This window comes from Granulicella cerasi (assembly GCF_025685575.1).
GTDB classification, from domain to species: domain Bacteria; phylum Acidobacteriota; class Terriglobia; order Terriglobales; family Acidobacteriaceae; genus Granulicella; species Granulicella cerasi.
In genome coordinates, this window is the sequence record NZ_JAGSYD010000002.1 from 742,765 (window position 1) to 764,224 (window position 21,460).

Consider the following 21,460-nt stretch of genomic DNA (forward strand, 5'->3'; position numbering starts at 1 on the left):
CCATGCCCTTGCTTTCGGTTGCCATCATCACGCTCAACGAAGAAGAAAACCTCGGCCGCACGCTCGCCAGCGTCGCGTGGGCCGACGAGATCATCGTTGTCGACTCAGGCTCGACCGACCGCACCGTGGAGATCGCGCGCAGCTACGGCGCGCAGGTGATTGAGCGCTGCTGGCCGGGCTTCGCCGCGCAGAAGAACTTCGCCATCGGCCAATGCAGCGGCACGTGGGTGCTTTCGCTCGACGCCGACGAAGAACTTTCGCCCGAGCTGCAGCACCAGGTCCGCATGCTGCTGCCGACTAACCCGCCCGTTGACGCTTACTATCTGAAGCGCCGCAATCTCTTCCTCGGTCGCTGGATCAAGCGCGGAGGATTCTACCCCGATCGCAAGCTGCGTCTCTTCCGCCGCACCGCTGCAAGCTTTGAAGCCACGCCGCAGTTCGAGGACCGGCCCGTTCACGAGGTCATCCAGTTCGAAGGCGCCATCGACACGCTGGATTACGATCTCGTGCACCACGCGTACCCCACGCTCTCTCACTACATCGAGCACATGGACCGCTACTCGAACATGGGCGCTGAAATTGCCACCAGCCGAGGACGCGAACTCAGCAAATCGTACTTCCGCTTCTTCCTCGGCGCGTTCCTCGTGCCGCACCTGAAGTTCCTCTGGACGTACTTCATCCTGCTCGGCTTCCTCGACGGCCGCGAGGGTCTGCTGCTGCACCTGTATCACGCCACCTACACGAGCTGGAAGTTCACCAAGACCTGGGAACGCAGCCGCCGCATCCCCAGCAATCCGCAACGTCAGGCTCCCAACGCCGACGTCAACGCCGCCGCTGCCTGATGTCCCTCTTCACTTCGCTCTTTGCACGCCACAGCAACCGTGATGACGGTCGCTTTGGGTATGCCGTGCTCGGCACCGGCCACGGCGCAGAAAAAATGTGCGAAGCGCTGCGCCACTCGGAGACGGCGCGCGTTGCTGCGATCGTCTCCAGCAGCCGCGAAAAGGCTGCACGCTTCGGTCGCCGCTATGGCGTCACGCAGGCGTTCACCTACGACGAAATCTCCTCGCTCGGATCCATCCGCAACATCGACGCGGTGTACCTCGCTCTGCCCGTATCGTTGCATCGCCGCTTCACCGAAGAAGCGGCCGCCGCGGGTAAGCACGTGCTCTGCGAAAAGCCGATGGCCGCCACTGTCGCCGACGCACAAGCAATGATCGCTGCGTGCAGCGCCGCCAATCGCCTGCTGATGCTCAGCTACCGCCTCGACTATGATCCCATGCACCGCGAGGCCGAGCGCCTCATCAAAGGCGGCGCACTCGGCATCATTCAGCATGTGCGCGCGAACTTCGGTATCGTCGCCAAAGACGGCTGGCGCATGAACACCGAGACCGCAGGCGGTGGTTCGCTCTTCGACGTTGGCGTCTACCCCGTTCACGCCCTGCATGAGATCTTCGGCGAAACCAAGCTCACCGCCGCACACATCCTGCAGAACGCCAACGATCTCGAACTCGACACACGCTGGCAAGGCACGCTCGAGAGCGGCGCCACCTTCACCTGCCACTCGTCCTACATCGAACGCGATGCCGACATCCTCGCCGTCCGCGGCTCTAGCGGCATGCTCACACTGCGCAACGCCTTCGGCTACAAGCGCACACAGCTCGAAGCCGAACTACGCCGTCGTGGGAGCGAAGACATTTCCCTCGCCGACGACAGCAAAGCGCCCACACTCTTCCAGCTTGAGGCCGAGCATCTTGCCGCCTGCGTCCGCGAAGGCGAAACCCTCCGCAGCCCCGGCGAATCAGGCCTTCGCGACCTGCGCACGCTCAAGCAGATCGAACTCCACGCTACCCGCACGGTGCGTTAGAGTTCACTGCTGCCGACGCAGCGCATCCCACGCCTTCACATACTTCCAGTGCACATACACCGCATGGTTCACGTGAAAGATCAGCGCGTCGTAACCATCCAGAAAGCCGCCACGGAAGATGTAATTCTTCACGAAGCTGAAGACAGGATTCACCCACGACTGCACGAGCATCGCGCCTGGCTTCACGCCTTTGCGCAACATCGCCGGCACAGCATCTGAGCTGTACTCGTTCATGTGGTCCAGATAGTTCGCAAAGTCAGGGTAGCCGTAATGCTGCAGATCACTCTTCAGCAATCCCTTGTTGCCGCCATACTGCGGCGTACCGTGGGGACCAATCGACTCGTCCACCACCGCCGAGCCACGACGAAACAAACGCAGCTTTGCATCCGGATACAGGCCACCATGACGCATCCACGTCGTCATGAAGATGTTCAGCCGCGGAATGTAATACGCCTCGAACTGCGGCTGCGCGCCCAGCTCTCGTTGAATTTCTGCAGCCAACTCCGACGTCACGACTTCATCCGCGTCGAGCAGCAGAATCCAGTCCCCTGTGCACTTCGCGATGGCAATATTCTTCTGCTCCGGATGCCCCTTGAAGTCGAGGTTCCAGTGGTGCTGCGCACCATGCTCGCGCACGATCTCCGGCGTCCGGTCCTTTGACCCCGAGTCCACCACGATGATCTCGTCAACCCATCCCTGCAGCGCCGCCAGCGTGCGTGGGAGGTTCTTCTCCTCGTTGCGCGCAATCATCGCGACAGAAATGCGTGTGCCGTTTGCGAGCATCGTCTATGCCTCATCCTTTGCAGGCAACAGCTTCTCAAATCGCTCCGCAAAACGCGCCGGAATCCGCGTCCGCTTCATCTCGCGATCGACGACCACGTGCACCGTCTCGCCTGTCGCAAGCTCTGCGCCATCGCTCTCGCGCACCACGGAGTACGTGAAACGAATGATCGATCCACGCGCCTCAGCAAGCTTGGTCCGCACCAGAATCTCATCGTCATAACGAGCAGGCGACTTATAGCGCACGTTGACGTTCACCACGGCGATCAGTGCGTTGTCCTCACGCTCCATCGCCGCGTAATCCAAGCCCGTCTCACGCACGAACTCGACGCGGCCCACCTCCATCCAGACCAGATAATTCGCGTGATACACCACGCCCATCTGGTCGGTTTCGGCATAGCGCACGCGCAGCCGAGTCTCGGAGAATCCACGTTCGAGCAAAGCTTCCATCGGCGATAGTGTACCTGCGCGCTCAGCCAAAACGCTTCGCCAGATCAGCCGTCGCCGTTACCAACCCATCGAGCGGACGCAGACGCGGAAGCTCCGCCCCCGCTTCTCGCAGCGCGGCGATCAACACCTCCGTCGGCAGCATCGGAGCAGCTGCATCGCCGACAAGCTCGAGCGCCCCGCGACCAGCGACACAGCTATCGAAGCGGCGGCAACCAGCAGCGTAAGCAGCCTTCACCTTGCCCGCCATCTCACTGCGTCCACCGCGCAGACGCACGCCGATCTCCACGTTGTCATGCACGTCCAGCGCGAGCGACATCACCGCGCCGACGAGATTCGCGTCGGCAACACCAGCCGTGTCGGCCAACGTCACCTGCTCCACGCCCGCGTCCATCAGCAGGTCCACCGCGCTCACCACCTCGTCCACATCCCACGCGTCGCGATACGGATTGCCAAACGCCATCGCCACATACGCGACCATGTCGAGGCCAGCCTTGTAGGCGATCTCACCAATCTGCTCAAGCTGTTCGAGCGCGTCTTCAGGCGTCTGTCGCTGGCTGCGATCGAGGAAAGTCGGCGAGATCGAGTACGAGAACCCGAGCGTCGACACCGCGCGCGTCTTCACCGCCTGCTTCGCGCCATCCGCATCGACGACCAGGCCGATGATCTCCACATCGTCCGGCGGATCGAGATACTCCAATACCTCTTCAGCGTCCGCAAGCTGCGGCACAAAGCGAGGGCTCACGAAGCCCACGGCATCCATGTGCTGAAATCCGGTCTCCACCAACGCACGCAGATAGCGCGCCTTATCTTCGAGCCGCACCGGTCGGCGGAGGCTCTGGAACAAATCTCTCGGGCTTTCAACAATCTTGACCATCACGTTCTATTCTCTCGCATCAACATGCGCCTGCGCTCGGCACGTAGCGTTCGCCATTTCCAAAGATCAATCGTCAGTCCCCGCAGAAAGCCGATAGCTGAAACAAGCCAGAGGAAGGCACAAAGGTTCAGCCATGGCGGCGTACGGCTCGTAAGCTGACAGGGATCGAACGCTACACCTTCGCGAGGTGTGTCACGAGCTGAACTCGCGTCATGTGTTCGTTGAAATTCGCGACACGAACGCAAATCGTCCCATCCTCCCGCGATCATCCCACCCGTCGCGATGAGCAACAGAACCAGCCAGCAAATAGTCCGCTTCGAGATCATCCGTACCTCGCTCGTGCCATTGCGAAACGATACCGCAGGCGTATGCTCACCCCATGCCTCAGAAGTCGCTCGAACTCCGCCCTACCGACGCGCTCCTCGTCATCGACATGCAGCATGACTTCCTTCCCGGAGGCGCGCTCGGCGTCGACGGTGGCGATAGCATCATCGCACCGATTGAGCAGCTTGCGCAGCAATTTGAGCACGTCATCCTCACCGCGGACTGGCACCCCGCCGGGCACATCTCGTTTGCCTCCACGCACGGCAAGCAGCCGTTCGTGGACATCCACGAGGCTCCCTACGGCAAGCAGCATCTGTGGCCCGATCACTGCCTCCAGTGCACGCGCGGCGCGGAGATCGCCGTCAACATCCCGCACGCAGAGCTGATCCTCCGCAAAGGCTTTCGCCGCGAGATCGACAGCTACTCCGCCTTCCTCGAGAACGACAAGACCACGCCGACGGGGCTCGCGGGCTACCTGCGCGAACGCGGCCTCACTCGCATCTTCCTTTGCGGACTTGCGTATGACTATTGCGTCGGCAATTCAGCACTCGACGCGGCCAAGCTCGGCTTTGAAGCGGTCGTGCTCGAAGACCTTACGCGGGCCGTTGCACCTTCCACAGCCCAGACGATGCAGATGCTCTTCGACGCCGCGAACATCACGCAGCGCAACCTGAGCGAAAATTAGACCTCCATCCCCTTTCGGCACAACGCGATAGCGGGCGAACCATCGCGCTCCGCCTGAACCCGGTGTTTACTACCTAGGTTCTCTTCCAGCTTTCCTCCTACTTTTTGGGGAGTATCTCCGAGATAACCCTTGACTCACTCGATACGGGGTGTCACTCTAGGCACATCGTTCACCTCCGTTATCGGACGTGACTGGTCGGCGCCCCGCTCTGGCAGCCGTCCGCGAAAACTAAATAATGGCAATCTCGATGACGCCCGTCGCCGTCGCAACCGCAGCACACGAGGTCGCGGCTGATCGCGAAGTCCTCAAGTGCGATCATTGCAAGCTGGTCCAGTTCCGGACCGCAAGCGATATCTGCCGCCGCTGCAAGAAGTCCTTGCTGCCGGAGCTTCCCAAGACCCAGTCCACCATTTCGCTCGTCCCGGCGCCTGTCGAGGAAGAAGCCGAAGGTACGATCCAGGTCGCAACGGCTGTCCGTGATCTGCGCCGCGTGCGCAACCTCTCGCAGCGCCAGCTTGCGGCTCGCATGAACGTGCCCCGCACCTACATTTCCAAGATCGAAAACGGCAAGGCGATGCCGACGCTGTCTTCGCTGGACCGCCTCGCAAAGGCCCTGCAGGTGGACATTTCTGCCCTGCTCCGTGATGCGCCGACGCGCCACAAGGACGAGGCCGCCATGCTGACCTCGGACCCGTTCCTGGCCGAGATCGCCAAGTACGCCGCGCACCTGAACTCGACGCAGAAGTCGATCTTCCTCAACCATGTGCGTGAACTCGCACAGGGCCGCAGCCGCAAGTTGGCCTAAGCCCCGCACGCTCGCTCGGCCGAACGAAGCGGGCTGCTACAACCTCTTTTCCTCAGGCGTCGTGGCCTCGCACTCCATTCTGTGGAGAGCGGTGGCTGCGACGCCTCTCCATTTTTGCTAACCTTGCGAGGAGCGAGAGCAACACCCTTGGCCCAGCAACAAACATCCCGCATCTACGAGCGCTCCAACCGCGCGCATGAACTGACGCCTGACGAGCGCCGCATCTACGATGCGCTCGACCAGAGCCGCATGCCGCAGCACGTCGCCATCATCATGGACGGCAACGGCCGCTGGGCCGGCAAGCGGGCGCTGAAGCGCTTTCTCGGCCATCAGCAGGGCGCTGAAAGCGTGCAGTACGTCGTCGAAACCGCCTCGCGCATCGACGTGCCGTGGATCACGCTCTATGCCTTCTCCATCGAAAATAATTTGCGCCGCCCCGAGACCGAAGTCGGCTTCCTGATGAAGCTGCTCAAGAGCTTCCTTGTGGCGAACGTCGATCGCATGAACGCGAACAACATCCGCATGGCTTACATCGGTCGCACACACGAGCTGAGCGACGACGTGCAGGAGACCATGCGCTGGGCCGAGGAGCAGACCGCCAGGAACACCGGCACCACGCTCACCCTCGCGCTCAACTACGGCTCGCGCGCCGAAATCGTCGACTCCGCTCGCAGTGTCGTCGCAAAGATGTTCGCCGAAGCGCACCAGCGCGGCATCTCCATCGAAGACATGCTCGCCGCGGAAGGCGGTGATGTTGAAGCGATCGCCGCACGCATCGACGAAAACACGATGGCGCAGAACCTCTATACCGCGCACATGCCCGACCCCGATCTGGTCATTCGTACCTCGGGCGAGCAGCGTATCTCGAACTTCCTGCTGTGGCAGCTTGCTTACTCGGAGATCTTCGTCACCGATCGCCTATGGCCGGACTTCCGTGGCCAGCATCTGCTCGAAGCCATCCAGTCCTACCAGCAGCGTGAACGCCGTTTCGGCGGTCTGGGCGAGACCACCGACGAGAACCTCAGCGACGTGCTGCCAAGCGAAGCCGAACTCGCACGCTAACAAAATACTTCCGTCTCAAGAAAACTTTTTGCACGGGCTTGCGTTCTCACTAATCACTGAGAGGTTGAGCCGCAATGCACACCGCACGTCGCACATACGCCTTTGTCGTAGCTGCGATGCTCTGCTGCGTTCTGCTCTTCAGCCAGACCGCGCACCTGACGCACAAGGTCGCGCATCAGGCGAACCTCGAACGCTGCGCCCAGCCGCTGATCAAGCTTGGCGCAACGGCTCCGCAGACGAAGTTCGCCTTGCTGCGTACCGTCTTCAACACACAGCCTCAACCGCCGTTCACAAGCAACACACCGCTTGCTGCAGCGCTGGCGCTTGCTGCGCTGTTCCTGCTCCGCAACGAGATCAAGCGCAGCTACACGAGCTGCGAGCGCCAGGTCCTCCGTGTCGCTCCGCAGCGTGATCGCTTCACTCTCCGCGAATAGCCTCGCACGACAACTCCCTTGCTCACCCCACCCTGAACTCACCGCGTAGCCACACGCGCTGAGTCCCCCATGAGCATTTCCGAGCCTTCACGCCGCTGCACCCATCGGTGCGGCCCAGTGCGCCCGGATTCGCAGGCCCACGTGGCCTGCAGGAGAGGAACCAGTCATGCGCATCATCTATCGTATTCAGTCCGCCATCGCGGCCATGCTCGTCGCCGCCATCGTCGCGACCCCGCTTGCACACGCGCAGCAGCCGCAACAATCTCCCGCCTCCGTCTCCCCCGAGGTGGAAGCCCAGCAGCTGCTACAACAGGCCCACACCATCGCCATCGTCGACGTCAGCCAGCCCTTCGGCTGGTCGGAGGCCGAGGTCAACGCCACACCACTCCTGCAAGCAGCCATGCGCGCATGGGGCCAGTTCAAAATCACCCGTGACCCGTCGAAGGCAGATGTGGTCTTTGAGATCAGCCCCACCAGACAGCCCTACACCTACTACTCTCCGCACGGCGTCGCCTATCACGGCCACAATCCCTACCTGCAGCTGACGGTCGTCGATCCAAAGACCGAGGATCCGCTCTGGAGCATCACGGTGCCTGCCCTCACAGGCTACGATCACACCCGCGACCTCTTCGCCATGTCGATCGGCAACGTCGTCAGCCAGGTGAAACTGCTGGATGGCGTCGCACTCACGCCCCAGGAAACGAGCGACCTCGGCTACCTTGACCGTAAGATCGCACACGATCGCAAGGTCGCCAGAACTGCGGGTTTCATCGTCATTGGCGTCTTCGTCGCCGCCACGGTGGGAGGCATCGTCGCTTTCCGCCACTCGGTCGATAACGCCAAGAAAGCGCAGGAGCAGTTCTGCCAGGAGAATCACATGCCGAATTGCGCGGTATAGCCGGCGTGGGGCCGTCGAGTGCATCCGGCGGCCCCGCGTTATATCCTCAACTACGAAATGAAGCGCATCCTCACAGCAATTGTTCTGATCGCCATCGTCGTCTCGCTTGTGCTACTCGGCAAGCTGTGGATGATCACGCTCCTCGCCGGAGCCATCGCCGTGCTCGCTGCGCTGGAGTACCGCACCATCTCTGCCGCCATGAAGAGCCCTGTGCCCATGTGGTGGACCATCGGTGCCATCGCGCTCTTCTTCCTCGCCGTCTTCCTGCGACCGCAGGACACCATCACGGCCGTCGTCTTCTCCACGCTTGTCCTCTTTGCGTGGAACGCTCTCGCCACTGGCGTGGACCGCGTGCTCGGCGAAACCGCCTCGGGCGTGCTGCTACTCGTCTACATCGCCTATCCGCTCACGCTGCTGCCGCAAATCTGGTCGCTCGAAAACGGCACCGCGCTCCTGCTCTTCCTCTTCCTTTGCGTCTGGTGCGGAGACATCGCCGCGCTCTACGTCGGCAAGAACTTCGGCAAGCGCAAGCTCGCGCCCACACTCTCACCGAACAAGACCTGGGAAGGCGCGATCGCCTCGGTCGTCGCCGCAGTGGGCTTCGGCATGGCGCTCATCGCGCTCGGCAACTGGCTTTCGACCAACGGCTCCGGCTACACGCGCCTGCATACCTCGGCACCGTGGTGGGAATACGTTCTGCTCGCCATCCTGCTGAACATCGCCGCACAGTTCGGCGACCTGCTTGAGTCTGCGCTCAAGCGCGGCGCAGGCGTGAAGGACTCCGGCACACTGCTCCCCGGCCACGGTGGCGTCCTCGACCGCATCGACGCGCTGCTACTCGCCGCGCCCGTGCTGTGGTTTGTCTGGGTCGTGAAGGAATACTTCTCACTCGGCAGCTTCTAGCGCGGGTATAGTCCTCGCATGAGTGACTCCCCTCCGAAGCTTTCCCTGCAGGAACAGATCGAAGCTCTGCAGCAGCGTCTTGCCTTGCTCGAATCGATTGTGCAATACGACGAGCACACCGACTCGCTGACGTTGCGCGCTTGTGGCCACACGATCACCCTCGACGGCAACGGGGTCACGGTAGCCAGCCAAACGACGCTGACGTTGAGCGCCGGCACGGAGGCAGCAATTTCCGGGGTCAACGTTACGCATACAGCTCTCGCGAACTTCACTGCGAAAGGCAACTCCGCGGAGCTTTCCTCCTCTGGCGAGACCGTCGTCAAAGGCGCACTGGTCATGATCAACTAGCGAGGTTCCGATGCCCCCAGCCGCTCGTATCACCGACATGCACACCTGCCCGATGGAGACGCCACTCTCTCCGCCGATTCCGCACATTGGCGGCCCGATCGTGGGTCCGGGCGAACCTACTGTGCTCATCGGCGGTCTGCTCGCTGCCGTCGTGGGAGATATGGCGATCTGCGTCGGCCCTCCCGACGTCATTGTGAAAGGCTCCAGCACCGTTATGATCGGCGGCAGACCTGCGGCTCGCATGGGCGACACGACGGCACATGGTGGAGCGATCGCCAGCGGCCTACCGACCGTGCTCATCGGCGACTAGATTCTCCTCTACACACCGCGCAGAAACGCGTCCGCCGTCCGCAGCGAAAGTGCCATGATGGTGAGCGCAGGGTTCGCTGCCAACGCGCTCGGGAAGACTGAGTTATCGCAGATCCATAGGTTCTCGACCTCGTGCGATCGCCCGTGCGGATCAACGACGCTCTGGTTTGCATCCGTCCCCATGCGGCAGGTTCCGATGATGTGCGCCGTTCGCCGCAACGACCAGATGTCCGAAGCGCCCGCAGCCTGCCACGCCTCCGTCATCACGCGCGTCGCGTGCTGCTCCATCGCGAGTTCGTTCTTGCCATAGGAGAAGAACACGCGCGGCTTCTTGAGGCCACTGTGGTCAACCTCATCCGAAAGCTCCAGATAATTCTTCGCGCTTGGCAAACAGTCTCCGTTGATCCCGATGCCCGCGACGAAGTTGTACTGGTCGAGATAGCTCTGGAGCGCGGCTCCAAACAAACCGCGACCGCGCGCCACGCTTTGCGCCCACGTGACCGGCACGACGCCAAGGCTCTGCACCAGGTAGCCGCCCGCAAAATTCGCGTCCTTCGGACGAAGCAGGTCCTCGGAAATCACCGTCGCAGGAAAGCCGATATTCATCTTCACGCGCTCCCCGAACGTGCCCCATACCTGCGTGGCCACATGCGCGGTGAAGTTCTTGCCAACCTCTCCACTTCCGTTTGCGATCTCCGCATGAAGCAGAAGACGCGCGCTCTCCACTCCGCCTGCGCACAGGAAAACAGCTTTGCAACGCTGCCGAGTCTCGATCGCCTGTCCACTGCGCAGGTCACGATAGAGCACCGCCGTGATGCGGCCCGCATCATCGCGTTCAAAACCATGCACAAAGCAACGTTCGCGAATCTCAGCGCCACGCTCCACCGCCCACGGAAGGTACGTCACATCCATGCTGGCCTTCGCGCCGTTGCGACAGCCTTGATGACAAAAGCCGCGATTCACGCAGGCTTCGCGCGCGCCATACTCCGGTCTTTCATAGCGCTCGCTTACCGCCGCGATCGGCGCAGCCGCGGTGCGTAGCCCCAGTGCAGCAAATCCACGCTGCATGAACACACCCGGCTTGTTGATGGCGATTGGCCCCAGCGGATAGTGGCGCGTGGCGTCCCATGGATAACTTTCCGGTCCACTGACGCCGATGAATTCCTCGACCTCGCGATAGTACGGTTCAAGCTCCGCATAGCGAATCGGCCAGTCAACACCTTCGCCCGTATCGCTGCGCAACCGCATGTCGTCAGGGTTTGCGCGCGGCACGAATGCGCCCCAGTGCAGCGTGCTTCCGCCAACGCCTGTGCCGCTGTTGTTCGCACCAAAGACAAGCGGAGTCTCACCGGCACTCAGTCGCTCATCCGTCCAGTAGATCTTCGCCGCGTCCACTTCGTCCGTGGCGAACTCATCCGCAGGAGACTCGAACCAAGGCCCAGCCTCCAGAGCCACGACACGCAAGCCCTTGTTCGCCAGTTTCGCCAGCAGCGGAGCGCCGCCAGCGCCTGTGCCAATCACGACGGCATCCACTTCCTCTGCCGTCGTGAATCGCTGCATCGAAGCGCGCAAGCTTCCAAGACGGTTCATGCTCCGACCTCGCTCGCGTTTGTGATGACGACGAAGCCATTGTTGTCGGCAAAGCCGTCGAACCCGATACGCTGCATCGCGCGAGGGTCGGCCACATAGAGCCGAGCCAGATCACCGCGCACATCTTCTATCCAAAGCTTCATCTGCGCCGCAGTTGCATCGTTCGCCCGCGCACCCAGATGCAGAGCGCCAGCAACACCTCGATGCAGTTCCCCATCCTGTGCAGCTTGAACGATCATTTGCTGCTTCTCCTGATCGAGCGCCGCGAAGTTCACCCCCCAACGCGCGATGGACGCATGGTTCAGCGTCGCCAGTCCTGCCGTCCATGCCTCAGGATCCGCAGGAAGCGCATCGAACCGCCATCCGTCTCCCGCTCTCTGCGCAAGCGTGTCCTCCAGCTTGCGCGCCAGGTCGAAGCCGGCTTGCGGCACGATGCAATGCACAAGCGCGTGCAGCGTTACGGAGGTCTCCTCGCTGAAAATACTGCTGGCACCCTTGCCTGATCGAAGGCGGTCTTTCATCACAGCGCGAGTCTGTGACGAAGTCTGTGCAGAGTCGATCAACGCAATGAAGGTGTCGTTCAGAGCCTCAGTCTGTCGCTGTAAAGACACCCCGCGCGACTCCATAAACTGCGCGAAGCGCAGAGCCAACTCCGCTGGACGCTCGATCGGCGAAAGGTGTCCTGCACCTTCCAGCGCAGTCACGGTGACATTGGAGAAATGTGCCGCCGTCAGTAACCGTTGCTGGTCAGCACCTAACTCCGCCTCCGCCGTGCCTGCGAAAACTATAGTCGGCGTCGCCAGAACGCCAACGCGTTCACTCCAGTCTTCACGGCTACCTGCCTCCATCCAGCGACGGAAGGCGGAGGGACGACTCGCCATGACCTGCTCCACAGCGTCTTCCAGCACAGCGTCAGAGAGCGCGAGCTTCCCCGTGTTCTGCTTCACGAACTCGCGCGCGAAATCGCGCCGCGTATCCGCACCATCGCTTCCCAGCTTTTCGATGACCTCAGCGCGCTTCGACTCCTGCATAGGCTCCGGGCTAACAGGGGAAGGCGAAACCAACATCACACCGCGCAGTCCGGCGAGGTCACCGTCGCCGCGTTCAGCCTCGTGCGTGAGCACGGCGGCCACCTTGCCGCCCATCGAATGCCCTATCAGGAACCAATCGCCTATCGGCTCCACGGACCGTACTGCCGCGATCGCTTGCGCTGCCATCATCGCGACGTCAGCCGGCTCAACATCCGCCGATCCACCGAAGCCGGGCAGATCGATCGCCACGCTGCGCACACCCCAGCGCAGCAGCTCCTGCGCTACCTCATTCCAACTTTCAGCAGTCCCACCGAGCCAGTGCAACATCACGACCGTGGGCCCCTGCGAACCCGTCACGCGAACATTCAACATGGCCGGTTAGATGCAGCTCTGGGCGACGTTGCCGGGCGTCGCGGCCGAGACGTTTCCGTCTCGCCCAATCTCGACGCGAGAATTCGGAGATGCTGAAACCGATCCGTCCGGAAAGCCGCTACGACAAGCATCCATAGATGTGACTCAGCAAAGACTCTGCATTTCCAATACCGATCTGCATTTCCAACACCGATCTGCGAAAATAGACCGGTGAAGAAGATTGCCATCCTTGGCTCCACCGGCTCCATCGGAACGAGCACCCTCAGCATCTGCGAGTCTCATCCCGAACACTTCCATCCCATCGCTTTGGCTGCGGGCAGCAACCTTGCGCTCGCGTTTGAGCAGTGCGTGCGCTGGCGTCCGCAGGTCATCTCGATCTCCACCGAAGCGCTCGCCGCCGAGCTTGCCGCGAAGCTCAAGGCCGCTGGCGTGATCGGCGTGGAAGTCGTCCACGGCACCGCTGGAACCGTTCGCGTCGCCACGCTGCCTGAGGTGGACTTCGTCGTTGCGGCCATCGTCGGCGTCGCGGGCCTGGAAGCCACCTATGCCGCAGTGCTCGCGGGTAAGGACATCGGTCTTGCAAACAAGGAAGCACTCGTCGCTGCGGGTGACCTGATCCTCGCCGCTGCGCGCGAACGCGGCGTGGCGCTGCTGCCCATCGACAGCGAACACAACGCGATTCACCAGGCACTGCGCGCAGGTACCGCCAACGAGGTGAAGCAGATCTGGCTCACCGCATCGGGCGGCCCCTTCCGCAACACGCCGCTGGCCGACTTCGAGCACATCACACCCGCGCAGGCGCTTAAGCATCCCACCTGGGTCATGGGTCAGCGCATCACCATTGACTCGGCGACCATGCTGAACAAGGGCCTCGAAATCATCGAAGCCTGCCGACTCTTCAACCTTCCGCCCGACCGCGTGAAGGTGACCGTACATCCGCAGTCGACGATCCACTCACTCGTCGAGTACATCGACGGCTCCATCCTCGCGCAGATCTCGGTGACGAACATGCGCCTGCCGATCCTCTATGCGATGGCTTATCCGGAGCGCCTGTCCAGCGACCTCATCTTCGACATGGCCGCGCTGGCTCAGCTCGACTTCCAGCAGCCCGACCTAGAGCGCTTTCCTTGCCTGCGTCTTTCGTACGAAGCCGCAGCCGCATCGCAGGCGCATTGCATCGCGCTCAACGCAGCCGACGAGATCGCCGTGGCATCGTTCCTTAAGGGCGAACTACCGTTCCTCGGCATTCCGCGTACGATTGAGCGCGTGCTTGCGCTGACGCCTTCGACCTCTCCTGCATCTATTCAGGAAGTTCTGGCACTGGATCAGCATGCGCGCCAGCAGGCACGCGAAGTCATCGCACAAAACCAGGCCGTAACCGCCTGACATTGCACCTCTAGAGAAAGTTCGGTCGCCCACTTCATGAACGCAGCCCACATTCTTCTCGTTGCTATCGAGTTCACCATCGTGCTGGGCATCATGGTGCTCGTGCATGAGTTCGGCCACTTCGCGATGGCGAAGCTCTGCGGCGTGCGCGTCGAGACCTTCTCTATCGGCTTCGGTCCACGCATCATCGGCATCAAGCGCGGCGACACAGACTATCGCCTGTCGCTGCTGCCCCTGGGCGGCTACGTCAAAATGGCTGGCGACAACGACAATCCCGCCGAGCGTCGCCTTGACGAAGGCATCGACCTTCACGGCGCTGACCGCCCGCATGATCCGGCGGAGTTCAACGCGCGTCCGCGTTGGCAGCGTGTGCTCATCGCACTCGCGGGACCGTTTGCGAACTTCATCCTCTCGCTCTTTCTGCTCACGCTGGTCGGCATGTTCCACCATACGGTGGATGAGTACCTCGACGGCCCTGCCGTTGTTGACTACGTTCCGACGAAGAGCGGCGCAGCAGCGATCGGCATCGCCGCAGGCGACACGCTCACTGTCTACGGAGACACGAAAAACCCCACATGGACGGACGTGCTGAACAACAGCGCGCTCAACCTGAACCGCGACCTCGCTGTCTCCTGGAGACACAACGGCGAAGCGCATAGCGGCACGATCCGCTCGCTCTCCGGCGGCGATGATCAGCAGCCTGATCCGTCGAAGATGCTTCCGGCGATTGGTCTCATCCCGCGTGAACAGGCCGGCCCCATTGGCGTCTACTCCGTCGCCGCAGGTACGCCTGCAGAGCGCGCTGGCCTGCTCGCAGGCGATCAGCTCTCGCGCATCAACGACTTCGCTCCGCACTCGGTCGCCGCACTGCTCGCCTATCTGCAGGACGAAGCCGGCAAGCCTTCTACGCTGACGGTGCTTCGCAGCGGACAAACGCTGCAGCTGCCGATCGTCCCGGAGAAGCTCGATAACGGCACCGGCTCCGTCGCGTATCGCATCGGCTTCACGAATAAGCCGTCGCCTGCGAAGATCGTGCACCTGCCCTTCTTCGCAGCCGTGCAGGAGTCCTTCAAGGACAACCTCGATGACTCGCGCCAGATCTTCAAGACGCTGAAGAGCCTCGTCATTCGCCACGTTTCGGTGAAGGCGCTCAGCGGCCCTGTCGGCATCGCGCAAGAGATCGACATGGCTACGCAGTTCGGCATCTGGACCGTGCTGCGCGTGATGAGCATGATCTCGATCAACCTCGGCATCTTCAACCTGCTGCCGATGCCGCTACTCGATGGCGGCATGATCATCTTCCTGCTGTGGGAGAGCATCATCCGTCGCGACGTCAGCATTGTGGTGAAGGAGCGCGTGTATCAGGTCGCGTTCGTCTGCCTCATCATGTTCGCCGTCTTCGTGCTCTTCAACGACATCACGAAGCTGCACATTCATCACTAGAACGCACTTGCAACAACGAAAGCCCCGCAACCTTGCGGGGCTTTCTTCGTTGTACCCAGCACTTACGCGCGGTCGCGCAACATCGCCACAATCTCTGCTGCAGCCTTGCGCGCTTCGGCTTCCTTATCGACCGGGAAGCTGATCGCCCCCACACGCGGGTGACCGCCGCCGCCATACGACTCGCAGATTTCCGCGATGTTCGCCAGATCGCTTGCAGGCTTCGTCGTCCACGGGTTCGTGCCCACGCTGATCTTCGTGCGGAAGCTCGACTTCGACAGCCCCACGTTGTATGTCGCGTCCGGGTGCAAGTAGTACGGGATGAACTTGTTGTAGCCCTCGGTCGGCTGGTCAGTGATGTCGAACGTAATCACCTCGCGCTCCAACGAAGCGCGCTCGCCGATCAATGCGATCTGCGCGCGATGTTTCTCCAGCAGCGGAGCGATGCGCTCAGCGACAAACGGCTGCTCGAGCAACTGCTGCAAAGACATTTCCGTCAACAGCGGAATGATGCGCTGACCAAACTCCGCATCCTGCGCACTCTCGATGGCCATCGTGAGCTTCATCGCGGGAGCTTCCATCTCCACGGCAGACTTTGCGCTCTCATACTTCGCGCCGTCCACGATGTTCGCCCAATAGATCAGCTCCTCGAGCGGCTTCACATCCATGCCGAACTTCGTGCTCGCAATGTGCGCGATCCAGCCGGTGCAACTGATGTACTTCGGATCGAAGAACTGCCGCATCGCCAGCGGTCCGGGCGTGCCGTCAGCGTTCTGTTGCCCTGCACTGAACTTCGCTTCATCCTCTGCAGTGGCAAACGCGGACTGATGATGGTCGAACCACCACGTTAGCTTCTCGGAGGGATCGTACTTGAAGTCGACGATCGCGTTCTCGCCATCGTTCAAGAACCACTCTTCTTCAAACATCTTCCCCGCGCGATGCACGAGCCCGCGGTATTCGAAGCTGGAAGCTGTACCGACACACTCTCGATGGAAGCGAGCGAAGAGCGAAGCCGAACAGGCTCCGTCGAAACATTTGTCATGGAAGAAGACGCGACAGTTCACAAGCAATACCTCAGCCGAGTGCGGCAAACGCTATCCAGCATATCGCGTATGCTGGGTGCAACCTCACGCAGCCTCATCAGGAGCCTCATGGATCCGCTCACGCCCGAGCCGCAAACACCGTCGTTCGCACCGCATCACTCCCCGGAAAATCCGATCTTCTTCGGTCGCTTTGGTTTGCGCGCCGGTTGGGGCATGTCGATTTATCTTGTGCTGACGGTCGCGATACTCATGTTTTCCAGCATCTTCTCGCTCGGCGTCAGCGGCCACATGCAGGAAGTGATCGCAGCACAACAGCAGGCAGAGCAACATCCAGGCCAACCCTCGTCACACTTCCACCTCCCCTTCGTACCGTCCTCGCCGATCACGCAGGATGGCATCCAGATCCTCGCACTGCTGGGCGTTTGCTGGTTCTTCTCCAAGGGCGAGCACCGCCCGCTCGGTTACTACGGCCTGGGCAAACAGCGTCGCAGCGACTTTCTCCCCGGAGCCATCTGGGGCCTCGTGATGATGTGCGCAATCGTCGTTGTTCTGCGCGCGGGACATTGGCTCGTCTTCGATGGCGTGAACGTCCACGGCGTCACCGCAGCGTCCTACGCTCTCAAATGGCTGCTCGCGTTCCTCTGCGTCGGCTTCGCGGAGGAGTATATGTTCCGCGGCTATCTGCTCTACACGCTCAAGCGCGGTGTATGGGGGCTTGCCGAGAGCATCGCACCGAGCAACGTACACGCGGTCGCGTTCTGGCTCGCAGCTACGATCATGTCCCTGCTCTTCGCGGCCGCGCATCTCGGCAACGGCGGTGAAAACGCCTTCGGCATCTTTCAGGTCTTTCTCGCGGGCATCGTCTTCTGCTACGCCGTCTTCCACACCGGATCACTGTGGTGGGGCGTAGGTTTCCACATGACCTGGGACTGGGCGCAGAGCTTCCTCTTTGGCGTCGCCGACAGCGGCAACATCTCCGTCGGGCGACTGTTCGTCACCCACGCACAGGGCAAGACGCTGCTCTCCGGCGGAAGCGCCGGGCCGGAAGGCTCCATCTTCGCAAGCCTCGCATTGCTGCTTACCGTGGGTGCGATTCACCTCTCCAGGCGCGGCGTTCTGCCTCCGCCCGAGGCCGAATCAGCCTCGGCACCTATCGCTCAGGCAACCCCGGATGCGGGTGGGTTCCACAATACGCTCGCCTAAAATTGAAGGCCAGATGGAGCCTTTCGAGCAGCCGCAACAACCTGATGCAACACCGTCTGCGGAGTCCTCGGAAACCGTCGAACCGCGCCTGCTAACGCGTCGCGGAGCCGTCGAAGAAGACGCGCCCGAACGCCCGTCACTGCGCGAGCAAGCCGAAGCCAAAGCTGCGGCCGCAAGCGCCGCTGCGCGCGATGCCGTCTCGCGCTGGAAGGCCCGCCAGGAGAGCACACCGACGCGCCCCTCGCCGCCTTCTCAAAAGCCCCGCCGCTGGGGCAGAATCGCCGCCTTCAGCGCCGCCGGCGTGCTTCTCTTCTGCGGCGTAGCGACCGGTGGATTCATCCTCTCTTCGCGGCACGATCTCCGCGCCAGCATCGCGCAACTTGACGGCACAGCTCACGCCGCAGGACTCAAGCAGGCCGTCACCATCACGCATGATGCGCAGGGCGTGCCGAGCATCACCGCGCAATCGATCGATGATCTGCTCGAAGCGCAAGGGTACGTCACCGCGCAAGAACGTCTGTGGCAGATGGATATGCTGCGTCGCCACGCTGCCGGTGAACTCGCCGAAGTGCTCGGCTCGTCCATGCTCGACCATGATCGGCAGCAGCGCATCCTGCAACTGCGTGCCACCGCCGACAATGCTGTGGCGGCAATGTCCGACGACGAACGCCATCAGCTTGAGACATACGCGCGCGGGGTGAACGCTTACATCGACAGCCACGTGAACGCGCTGCCAGTCGAGTTCAGCGTGCTGCATTACCTGCCCACGCGATGGACGCCGCGCGACTCCGTGCTCGTGATGCTTGCCATGTGGCAGGACCTTTCAACGAGCTTCCCGACGAAGCTCGATCGCGAAGCGCTCGCACAGCATCTTCCGGCAGATCTCGCCAGCGATCTTTACCCTACCTCTACCTTCCGCGACCGCATTCCATCCGATCCACGCAAGGACCTCTCGACACCCGTCGAGTCCATCGAGCAGATTCCGCTCGACTCCACGCAGTCGAAGCTCGCTACCCCGGCAGACCTGCTCGACCGCGAGCAGATGCTCGCGCCCACGAGCTGCAGCGATTGCCGCGCGGGCTCAAACAACTGGGCTGTCTCCGCAGCGCGTTCCGCTTCGGGCTCGCCCATCGTGTCGAACGACATGCATCTTGGCCTCAGCCTGCCGAACCTGTGGTTTGAAACGCAGCTCCATGCGCCGGGCATTGCGCTTGCAGGCTTCTCGCTGCCGGGCATGCCACTGATCATGGTGGGCCGCAACGCGCACGTCGCGTGGGGTTTCACGAACCTCGGCGGCGATGTGCAGGACGTCTACATCGAGCACACACGCGGCACCGGCGCACAGACTGAGTACCAGCGAGCCGACGGCTCCTGGACCGCCGTCGCGCACCATCCTGAGATCATCCACGTGCGCGCACGACGCGACGTGCACCTCGACGTACAGACCACCGAACATCCGCTCGGCGCAAAGACCATCGCCGCGCCGATCATCTCGCCACTCTTCCCCAGCGAGCACCGCTCGCTGTCGCTCGCGTGGATCCTCTACGCGAGCGACGCTCTGCATCTGCCGTCGTTGAGCGTCGCGCAAGCCAGCTCGGGCGTTCAGCTCGCACAGGCCTTCCGCAACTTCGGTGGACCGTCGCTCAATCTGGTGTGGGCCGACGACCAGAAGCACATCGGCTATCACGCGATCGGCATGATCCCAGTGCGCGGTTCGATGGACCGCCGTCCGCGCTCGCTGCCGACACTCGACCTCGGCCAGCCGACGCCTGAGCAGACCACCGAGCCCGTGCCGGACAACGAGCCCGACACGCAGGCCACCATGCGCGAGATGAACTTCGGCGCGCCGCATCTCCTGCTCTCGGCATGGGAGCCGCAGCGCCGTCGCCGCGTCGTTCGTCGCGAGCCGGCAAAGCCTCAGCGTGTCGCGCCTGTACGTGGTCGCCACCGCGCGCTGCCTCCGCAGATCAAGCAACCGCGCCCCGTTGCGAAGCCCGAGCCGCCAGTCGAGAAACCCATCGCGCCGATGAAGCCTGTGATCGACTACGTTGTGGGCGCAGCCATCGCCAACACACCCGTGGATGCGCTCGACCGCAGCGCAGCGTGGGCGGGCGTCGTTCCCTTCGACGAGCTACCCTCCATCGTCGACCCGGCCAACGGCGTCATCGCCACAGCGAACGCGCGCATCACTCCTGACGACTATCCCTACACGCTCTCCAACGAGTGGGTGGATGCCTATCGCGCCGAGCGCATCTATCGCCGCCTGGAAAGGCGCGATGGCCTGACGCCCGCCGACATGCTCGCGCTGCAAACCGATGCTTACTCGGCTTACGATCACTTCCTCGCGCAACGCGTGGCCTACGCCATCGACCACGCGCACAACGTGAAGGGTGACACCAAGCGCTTGCAGGCCGCTGCCGATCTGCTGCGCAGCTTTGACGGCCGCATGACGACCGACTCCAGCGCCGCCGCCATCGTCGATGCGATCAAGCCCGCTCTGCGCGCCGCGTTGCTGAACGCAGCCATCAGCAAACACGACCACTTGAAGCCGAACGACAAGAAGGTCGAAGAGCTCGCCTCGCTCTATCACTGGACAGCTTCGAACTCTGCGATGGAGAAGCTTGTGCTGCTGCAGCCTGCGCGCTGGCTTCCTGAAGGCATCACGACGTGGAACGATCTGCTCGCCACGGTGACGCTCGATGCGCTACACGGCGCGCCGCATGATCTTGCGCGATGGAAGTACGCCGACGTCCACAAGCAGGACATCGCACACCCGATCTTCGGCACGCATCGACGCTACTTCGGCTTCCTGCTCGGCACGCCTGTGGGCCTCGGCCCGCAGGCCGTGGATGGCGACAGCACCACCGTGAACGCATCGGCGAAGAAGTTCGGCGCAAGCGAACGCTTCACCGCGGACCTTTCGTCGGCGGACAGCAACACGGCCAACCTGCCGTCCGGCCAGTCCGGCAACCTTGCCAGCCCTCACGCCCTGGACCAGTCAAAGGCGTATCACGAAGGCACAACCTTTGCGTTGCCGCTTGAAAACGTCGAAGTCCAACACACGCTGAAGCTGCTGCCGCAGTAAGCTCAAAGCATGAGTGCCGTTGTCGAATCTGTGTCGATCAGTCCGAAGCATGGCTTCAGCAAAGAGCCGCAGCTGTCGATCCTGCTCATCGAGGGCGAAGGCGTGGAAGGCGACGCTCACCGCGGACGTACCGTGCAGCACCTCTACCTGAAGCGCAAAGACCCGACGACGTACAACCACTCACAGGTGCACCTCTTCGCCGGCGAAGCGCTCGATGATCTGCGCGCACTCGGCTTCGAGATCCCCAACGGTGGCCTCGGAGAAAACGTGCTCACGCGTGGCGTCGATCTGCTCAGCCTGCCCGAGGGCACGCGGCTCTATCTCGGCAACGAAGCGATCGTGCAGCTCACCGGGCTGCGCACCCCCTGCTCACAGATCGACGGCTTCCGCAACGGCCTGCAACAACATCTCTGGGGAGAACGCGGCGACGACGGCAAGAGATCGCGGCGCGCTGGTGTGATGAGCATCGTGCTCACCGGCGGACACGTCTACCCGCATGACGAAATCCGCGTTGAACTCCCCGCTGAACCACATCTGCCGTTGCGTCCCGTCTAGGCTCAGGCACAATGGA

At 62.2% G+C, this 21,460-nt stretch carries 21 protein-coding genes; 15 read left to right on the plus strand and 6 right to left on the minus strand.

Going from position 1 to position 21,460, the window contains the following annotated elements; genetic code table 11:
• Positions 1 to 2: 2 nt before the first annotated feature.
• The gene (locus OHL11_RS08670; protein ID WP_263371089.1) at positions 3 to 842 is read left to right on the plus strand and encodes a glycosyltransferase family 2 protein; all 840 of its coding nucleotides are present in this window, start codon (positions 3 to 5) and stop codon (positions 840 to 842) included.
• The gene (locus OHL11_RS08675; RefSeq protein ID WP_263371090.1) at positions 842 to 1,867 is read left to right on the plus strand and encodes a Gfo/Idh/MocA family protein; all 1,026 of its coding nucleotides are present in this window, start codon (positions 842 to 844) and stop codon (positions 1,865 to 1,867) included. The genes OHL11_RS08670 and OHL11_RS08675 overlap by 1 nt, the downstream gene beginning before the upstream one ends.
• A 3-nt stretch (positions 1,868 to 1,870) precedes the next feature.
• Here OHL11_RS08675 and OHL11_RS08680 read toward each other — a convergent pair whose 3' ends face one another.
• Genes OHL11_RS08680 through OHL11_RS08690 form a run of 3 tightly spaced genes read right to left on the minus strand, consistent with a single transcriptional unit; the run spans position 1,871 to position 3,971 of the window.
• A complete protein-coding gene (locus OHL11_RS08680) occupies positions 1,871 to 2,650 on the minus strand; it encodes a glycosyltransferase family 2 protein (RefSeq protein WP_263371091.1) in 780 nt (259 codons plus the stop codon).
• Between the two features lie 3 nt (positions 2,651 to 2,653).
• Entirely contained in the window at positions 2,654 to 3,097 is a 444-nt protein-coding gene (locus tag OHL11_RS08685) for an acyl-CoA thioesterase (protein WP_263371275.1), read from the minus strand.
• A 22-nt stretch (positions 3,098 to 3,119) separates the two neighbouring features.
• On the minus strand, positions 3,120 to 3,971 hold the full coding sequence (locus tag OHL11_RS08690) for a beta/alpha barrel domain-containing protein (protein WP_263371092.1): 852 nt from the start codon (positions 3,969 to 3,971) through the stop codon (positions 3,120 to 3,122).
• 379 nt (positions 3,972 to 4,350) lie between these two features.
• Here OHL11_RS08690 and OHL11_RS08695 point away from each other — a divergent pair, with 379 nt between their 5' ends.
• The 8 genes from OHL11_RS08695 to OHL11_RS08730 all read left to right on the plus strand — a co-directional run bounded on the left by OHL11_RS08695 (position 4,351) and on the right by OHL11_RS08730 (position 9,740).
• Complete coding sequence (locus OHL11_RS08695) at positions 4,351 to 4,980, plus strand: nicotinamidase (protein WP_263371093.1); 630 nt, start codon at positions 4,351 to 4,353, stop codon at positions 4,978 to 4,980.
• Between the two features lie 235 nt (positions 4,981 to 5,215).
• A complete protein-coding gene (locus OHL11_RS08700) occupies positions 5,216 to 5,785 on the plus strand; it encodes a helix-turn-helix domain-containing protein (RefSeq protein WP_263371094.1) in 570 nt (189 codons plus the stop codon).
• Between the two features lie 147 nt (positions 5,786 to 5,932).
• Positions 5,933 to 6,847 (plus strand): polyprenyl diphosphate synthase, encoded by a 915-nt coding sequence (gene uppS, locus OHL11_RS08705; protein ID WP_263371095.1) that lies wholly within the window; start codon positions 5,933 to 5,935, stop codon positions 6,845 to 6,847.
• Between the two features lie 74 nt (positions 6,848 to 6,921).
• A complete protein-coding gene (locus OHL11_RS08710; RefSeq protein WP_263371096.1) occupies positions 6,922 to 7,281 on the plus strand; it encodes a hypothetical protein in 360 nt (119 codons plus the stop codon).
• Between the two features lie 166 nt (positions 7,282 to 7,447).
• The gene (locus OHL11_RS08715; protein ID WP_263371097.1) at positions 7,448 to 8,179 is read left to right on the plus strand and encodes a hypothetical protein; all 732 of its coding nucleotides are present in this window, start codon (positions 7,448 to 7,450) and stop codon (positions 8,177 to 8,179) included.
• A gap of 57 nt (positions 8,180 to 8,236) precedes the next feature.
• Positions 8,237 to 9,082 (plus strand): phosphatidate cytidylyltransferase, encoded by an 846-nt coding sequence (locus OHL11_RS08720; RefSeq protein ID WP_263371098.1) that lies wholly within the window; start codon positions 8,237 to 8,239, stop codon positions 9,080 to 9,082.
• Between the two features lie 18 nt (positions 9,083 to 9,100).
• Entirely contained in the window at positions 9,101 to 9,430 is a 330-nt protein-coding gene (locus OHL11_RS08725; RefSeq protein ID WP_263371099.1) for a hypothetical protein, read from the plus strand.
• Between the two features lie 10 nt (positions 9,431 to 9,440).
• Positions 9,441 to 9,740 carry a PAAR domain-containing protein gene (locus OHL11_RS08730; protein ID WP_263371100.1) on the plus strand — a complete coding sequence of 100 codons (300 nt, stop codon included), beginning with the start codon at positions 9,441 to 9,443 and terminating at the stop codon, positions 9,738 to 9,740.
• Positions 9,741 to 9,748: 8 nt separating this feature from the next.
• Here OHL11_RS08730 and OHL11_RS08735 read toward each other — a convergent pair whose 3' ends face one another.
• Positions 9,749 to 11,329: a GMC family oxidoreductase gene (locus OHL11_RS08735; RefSeq protein ID WP_263371101.1), complete on the minus strand. Its 1,581-nt coding sequence runs from the start codon at positions 11,327 to 11,329 to the stop codon at positions 9,749 to 9,751.
• Entirely contained in the window at positions 11,326 to 12,732 is a 1,407-nt protein-coding gene (locus OHL11_RS08740) for an alpha/beta hydrolase (protein ID WP_263371102.1), read from the minus strand. Before OHL11_RS08740 ends, OHL11_RS08735 begins: the two co-directional genes overlap by 4 nt.
• A 210-nt stretch (positions 12,733 to 12,942) precedes the next feature.
• Between OHL11_RS08740 and dxr the strand changes: the two genes are divergently transcribed.
• Both dxr and rseP read left to right on the plus strand, forming a co-directional pair.
• Positions 12,943 to 14,118, plus strand: a complete 1,176-nt coding sequence (gene dxr / locus OHL11_RS08745; RefSeq protein WP_263371103.1) for a 1-deoxy-D-xylulose-5-phosphate reductoisomerase — start codon at positions 12,943 to 12,945, stop codon at positions 14,116 to 14,118.
• Between the two features lie 36 nt (positions 14,119 to 14,154).
• On the plus strand, positions 14,155 to 15,561 hold the full coding sequence (gene rseP / locus OHL11_RS08750) for an RIP metalloprotease RseP (RefSeq protein WP_263371104.1): 1,407 nt from the start codon (positions 14,155 to 14,157) through the stop codon (positions 15,559 to 15,561).
• 62 nt (positions 15,562 to 15,623) lie between these two features.
• On the opposite strand, the gene OHL11_RS08755 is transcribed toward rseP, so the two are convergent.
• Positions 15,624 to 16,622 (minus strand): phosphoesterase, encoded by a 999-nt coding sequence (locus OHL11_RS08755; protein ID WP_263371105.1) that lies wholly within the window; start codon positions 16,620 to 16,622, stop codon positions 15,624 to 15,626.
• A gap of 87 nt (positions 16,623 to 16,709) precedes the next feature.
• Between OHL11_RS08755 and OHL11_RS08760 the strand changes: the two genes are divergently transcribed.
• From OHL11_RS08760 to OHL11_RS08770, 3 genes are read left to right on the plus strand one after another with little or no spacing between them, the layout of a single operon-like run.
• Complete coding sequence (locus tag OHL11_RS08760; protein WP_263371106.1) at positions 16,710 to 17,804, plus strand: CPBP family intramembrane glutamic endopeptidase; 1,095 nt, start codon at positions 16,710 to 16,712, stop codon at positions 17,802 to 17,804.
• A gap of 13 nt (positions 17,805 to 17,817) precedes the next feature.
• Positions 17,818 to 20,889, plus strand: coding sequence for a penicillin acylase family protein (locus tag OHL11_RS08765; RefSeq protein ID WP_263371107.1), 3,072 nt, complete (start codon positions 17,818 to 17,820; stop codon positions 20,887 to 20,889).
• A 9-nt stretch (positions 20,890 to 20,898) separates the two neighbouring features.
• Entirely contained in the window at positions 20,899 to 21,444 is a 546-nt protein-coding gene (locus OHL11_RS08770; RefSeq protein ID WP_263371108.1) for an MOSC domain-containing protein, read from the plus strand.
• Positions 21,445 to 21,460 lie beyond the last annotated feature (16 nt).

Bases quoted from the DNA above. Each gene is read 5' to 3' on its own strand.
- OHL11_RS08735 (WP_263371101.1), bottom strand. From the start codon at position 11,329: ATGAACCGTCTTGGAAGCTTGCGCGCTTCGATGCAGCGATTCACGACG.
- OHL11_RS08710 (WP_263371096.1), top strand. From the start codon at position 6,922: ATGCACACCGCACGTCGCACATACGCCTTTGTCGTAGCTGCGATGCTC.
- OHL11_RS08700 (WP_263371094.1), top strand. From the start codon at position 5,216: ATGGCAATCTCGATGACGCCCGTCGCCGTCGCAACCGCAGCACACGAG.
- OHL11_RS08740 (WP_263371102.1), bottom strand. From the start codon at position 12,732: ATGTTGAATGTTCGCGTGACGGGTTCGCAGGGGCCCACGGTCGTGATG.
- OHL11_RS08670 (WP_263371089.1), top strand. From the start codon at position 3: ATGCCCTTGCTTTCGGTTGCCATCATCACGCTCAACGAAGAAGAAAAC.
- OHL11_RS08730 (WP_263371100.1), top strand. From the start codon at position 9,441: ATGCCCCCAGCCGCTCGTATCACCGACATGCACACCTGCCCGATGGAG.
- OHL11_RS08760 (WP_263371106.1), top strand. From the start codon at position 16,710: ATGGATCCGCTCACGCCCGAGCCGCAAACACCGTCGTTCGCACCGCAT.
- OHL11_RS08680 (WP_263371091.1), bottom strand. From the start codon at position 2,650: ATGCTCGCAAACGGCACACGCATTTCTGTCGCGATGATTGCGCGCAAC.
- OHL11_RS08695 (WP_263371093.1), top strand. From the start codon at position 4,351: ATGCCTCAGAAGTCGCTCGAACTCCGCCCTACCGACGCGCTCCTCGTC.
- OHL11_RS08675 (WP_263371090.1), top strand. From the start codon at position 842: ATGTCCCTCTTCACTTCGCTCTTTGCACGCCACAGCAACCGTGATGAC.
- OHL11_RS08715 (WP_263371097.1), top strand. From the start codon at position 7,448: ATGCGCATCATCTATCGTATTCAGTCCGCCATCGCGGCCATGCTCGTC.
- OHL11_RS08685 (WP_263371275.1), bottom strand. From the start codon at position 3,097: ATGGAAGCTTTGCTCGAACGTGGATTCTCCGAGACTCGGCTGCGCGTG.
- OHL11_RS08765 (WP_263371107.1), top strand. From the start codon at position 17,818: ATGGAGCCTTTCGAGCAGCCGCAACAACCTGATGCAACACCGTCTGCG.
- rseP (WP_263371104.1), top strand. From the start codon at position 14,155: ATGAACGCAGCCCACATTCTTCTCGTTGCTATCGAGTTCACCATCGTG.
- OHL11_RS08720 (WP_263371098.1), top strand. From the start codon at position 8,237: ATGAAGCGCATCCTCACAGCAATTGTTCTGATCGCCATCGTCGTCTCG.
- OHL11_RS08690 (WP_263371092.1), bottom strand. From the start codon at position 3,971: ATGGTCAAGATTGTTGAAAGCCCGAGAGATTTGTTCCAGAGCCTCCGC.
- OHL11_RS08725 (WP_263371099.1), top strand. From the start codon at position 9,101: ATGAGTGACTCCCCTCCGAAGCTTTCCCTGCAGGAACAGATCGAAGCT.
- OHL11_RS08770 (WP_263371108.1), top strand. From the start codon at position 20,899: ATGAGTGCCGTTGTCGAATCTGTGTCGATCAGTCCGAAGCATGGCTTC.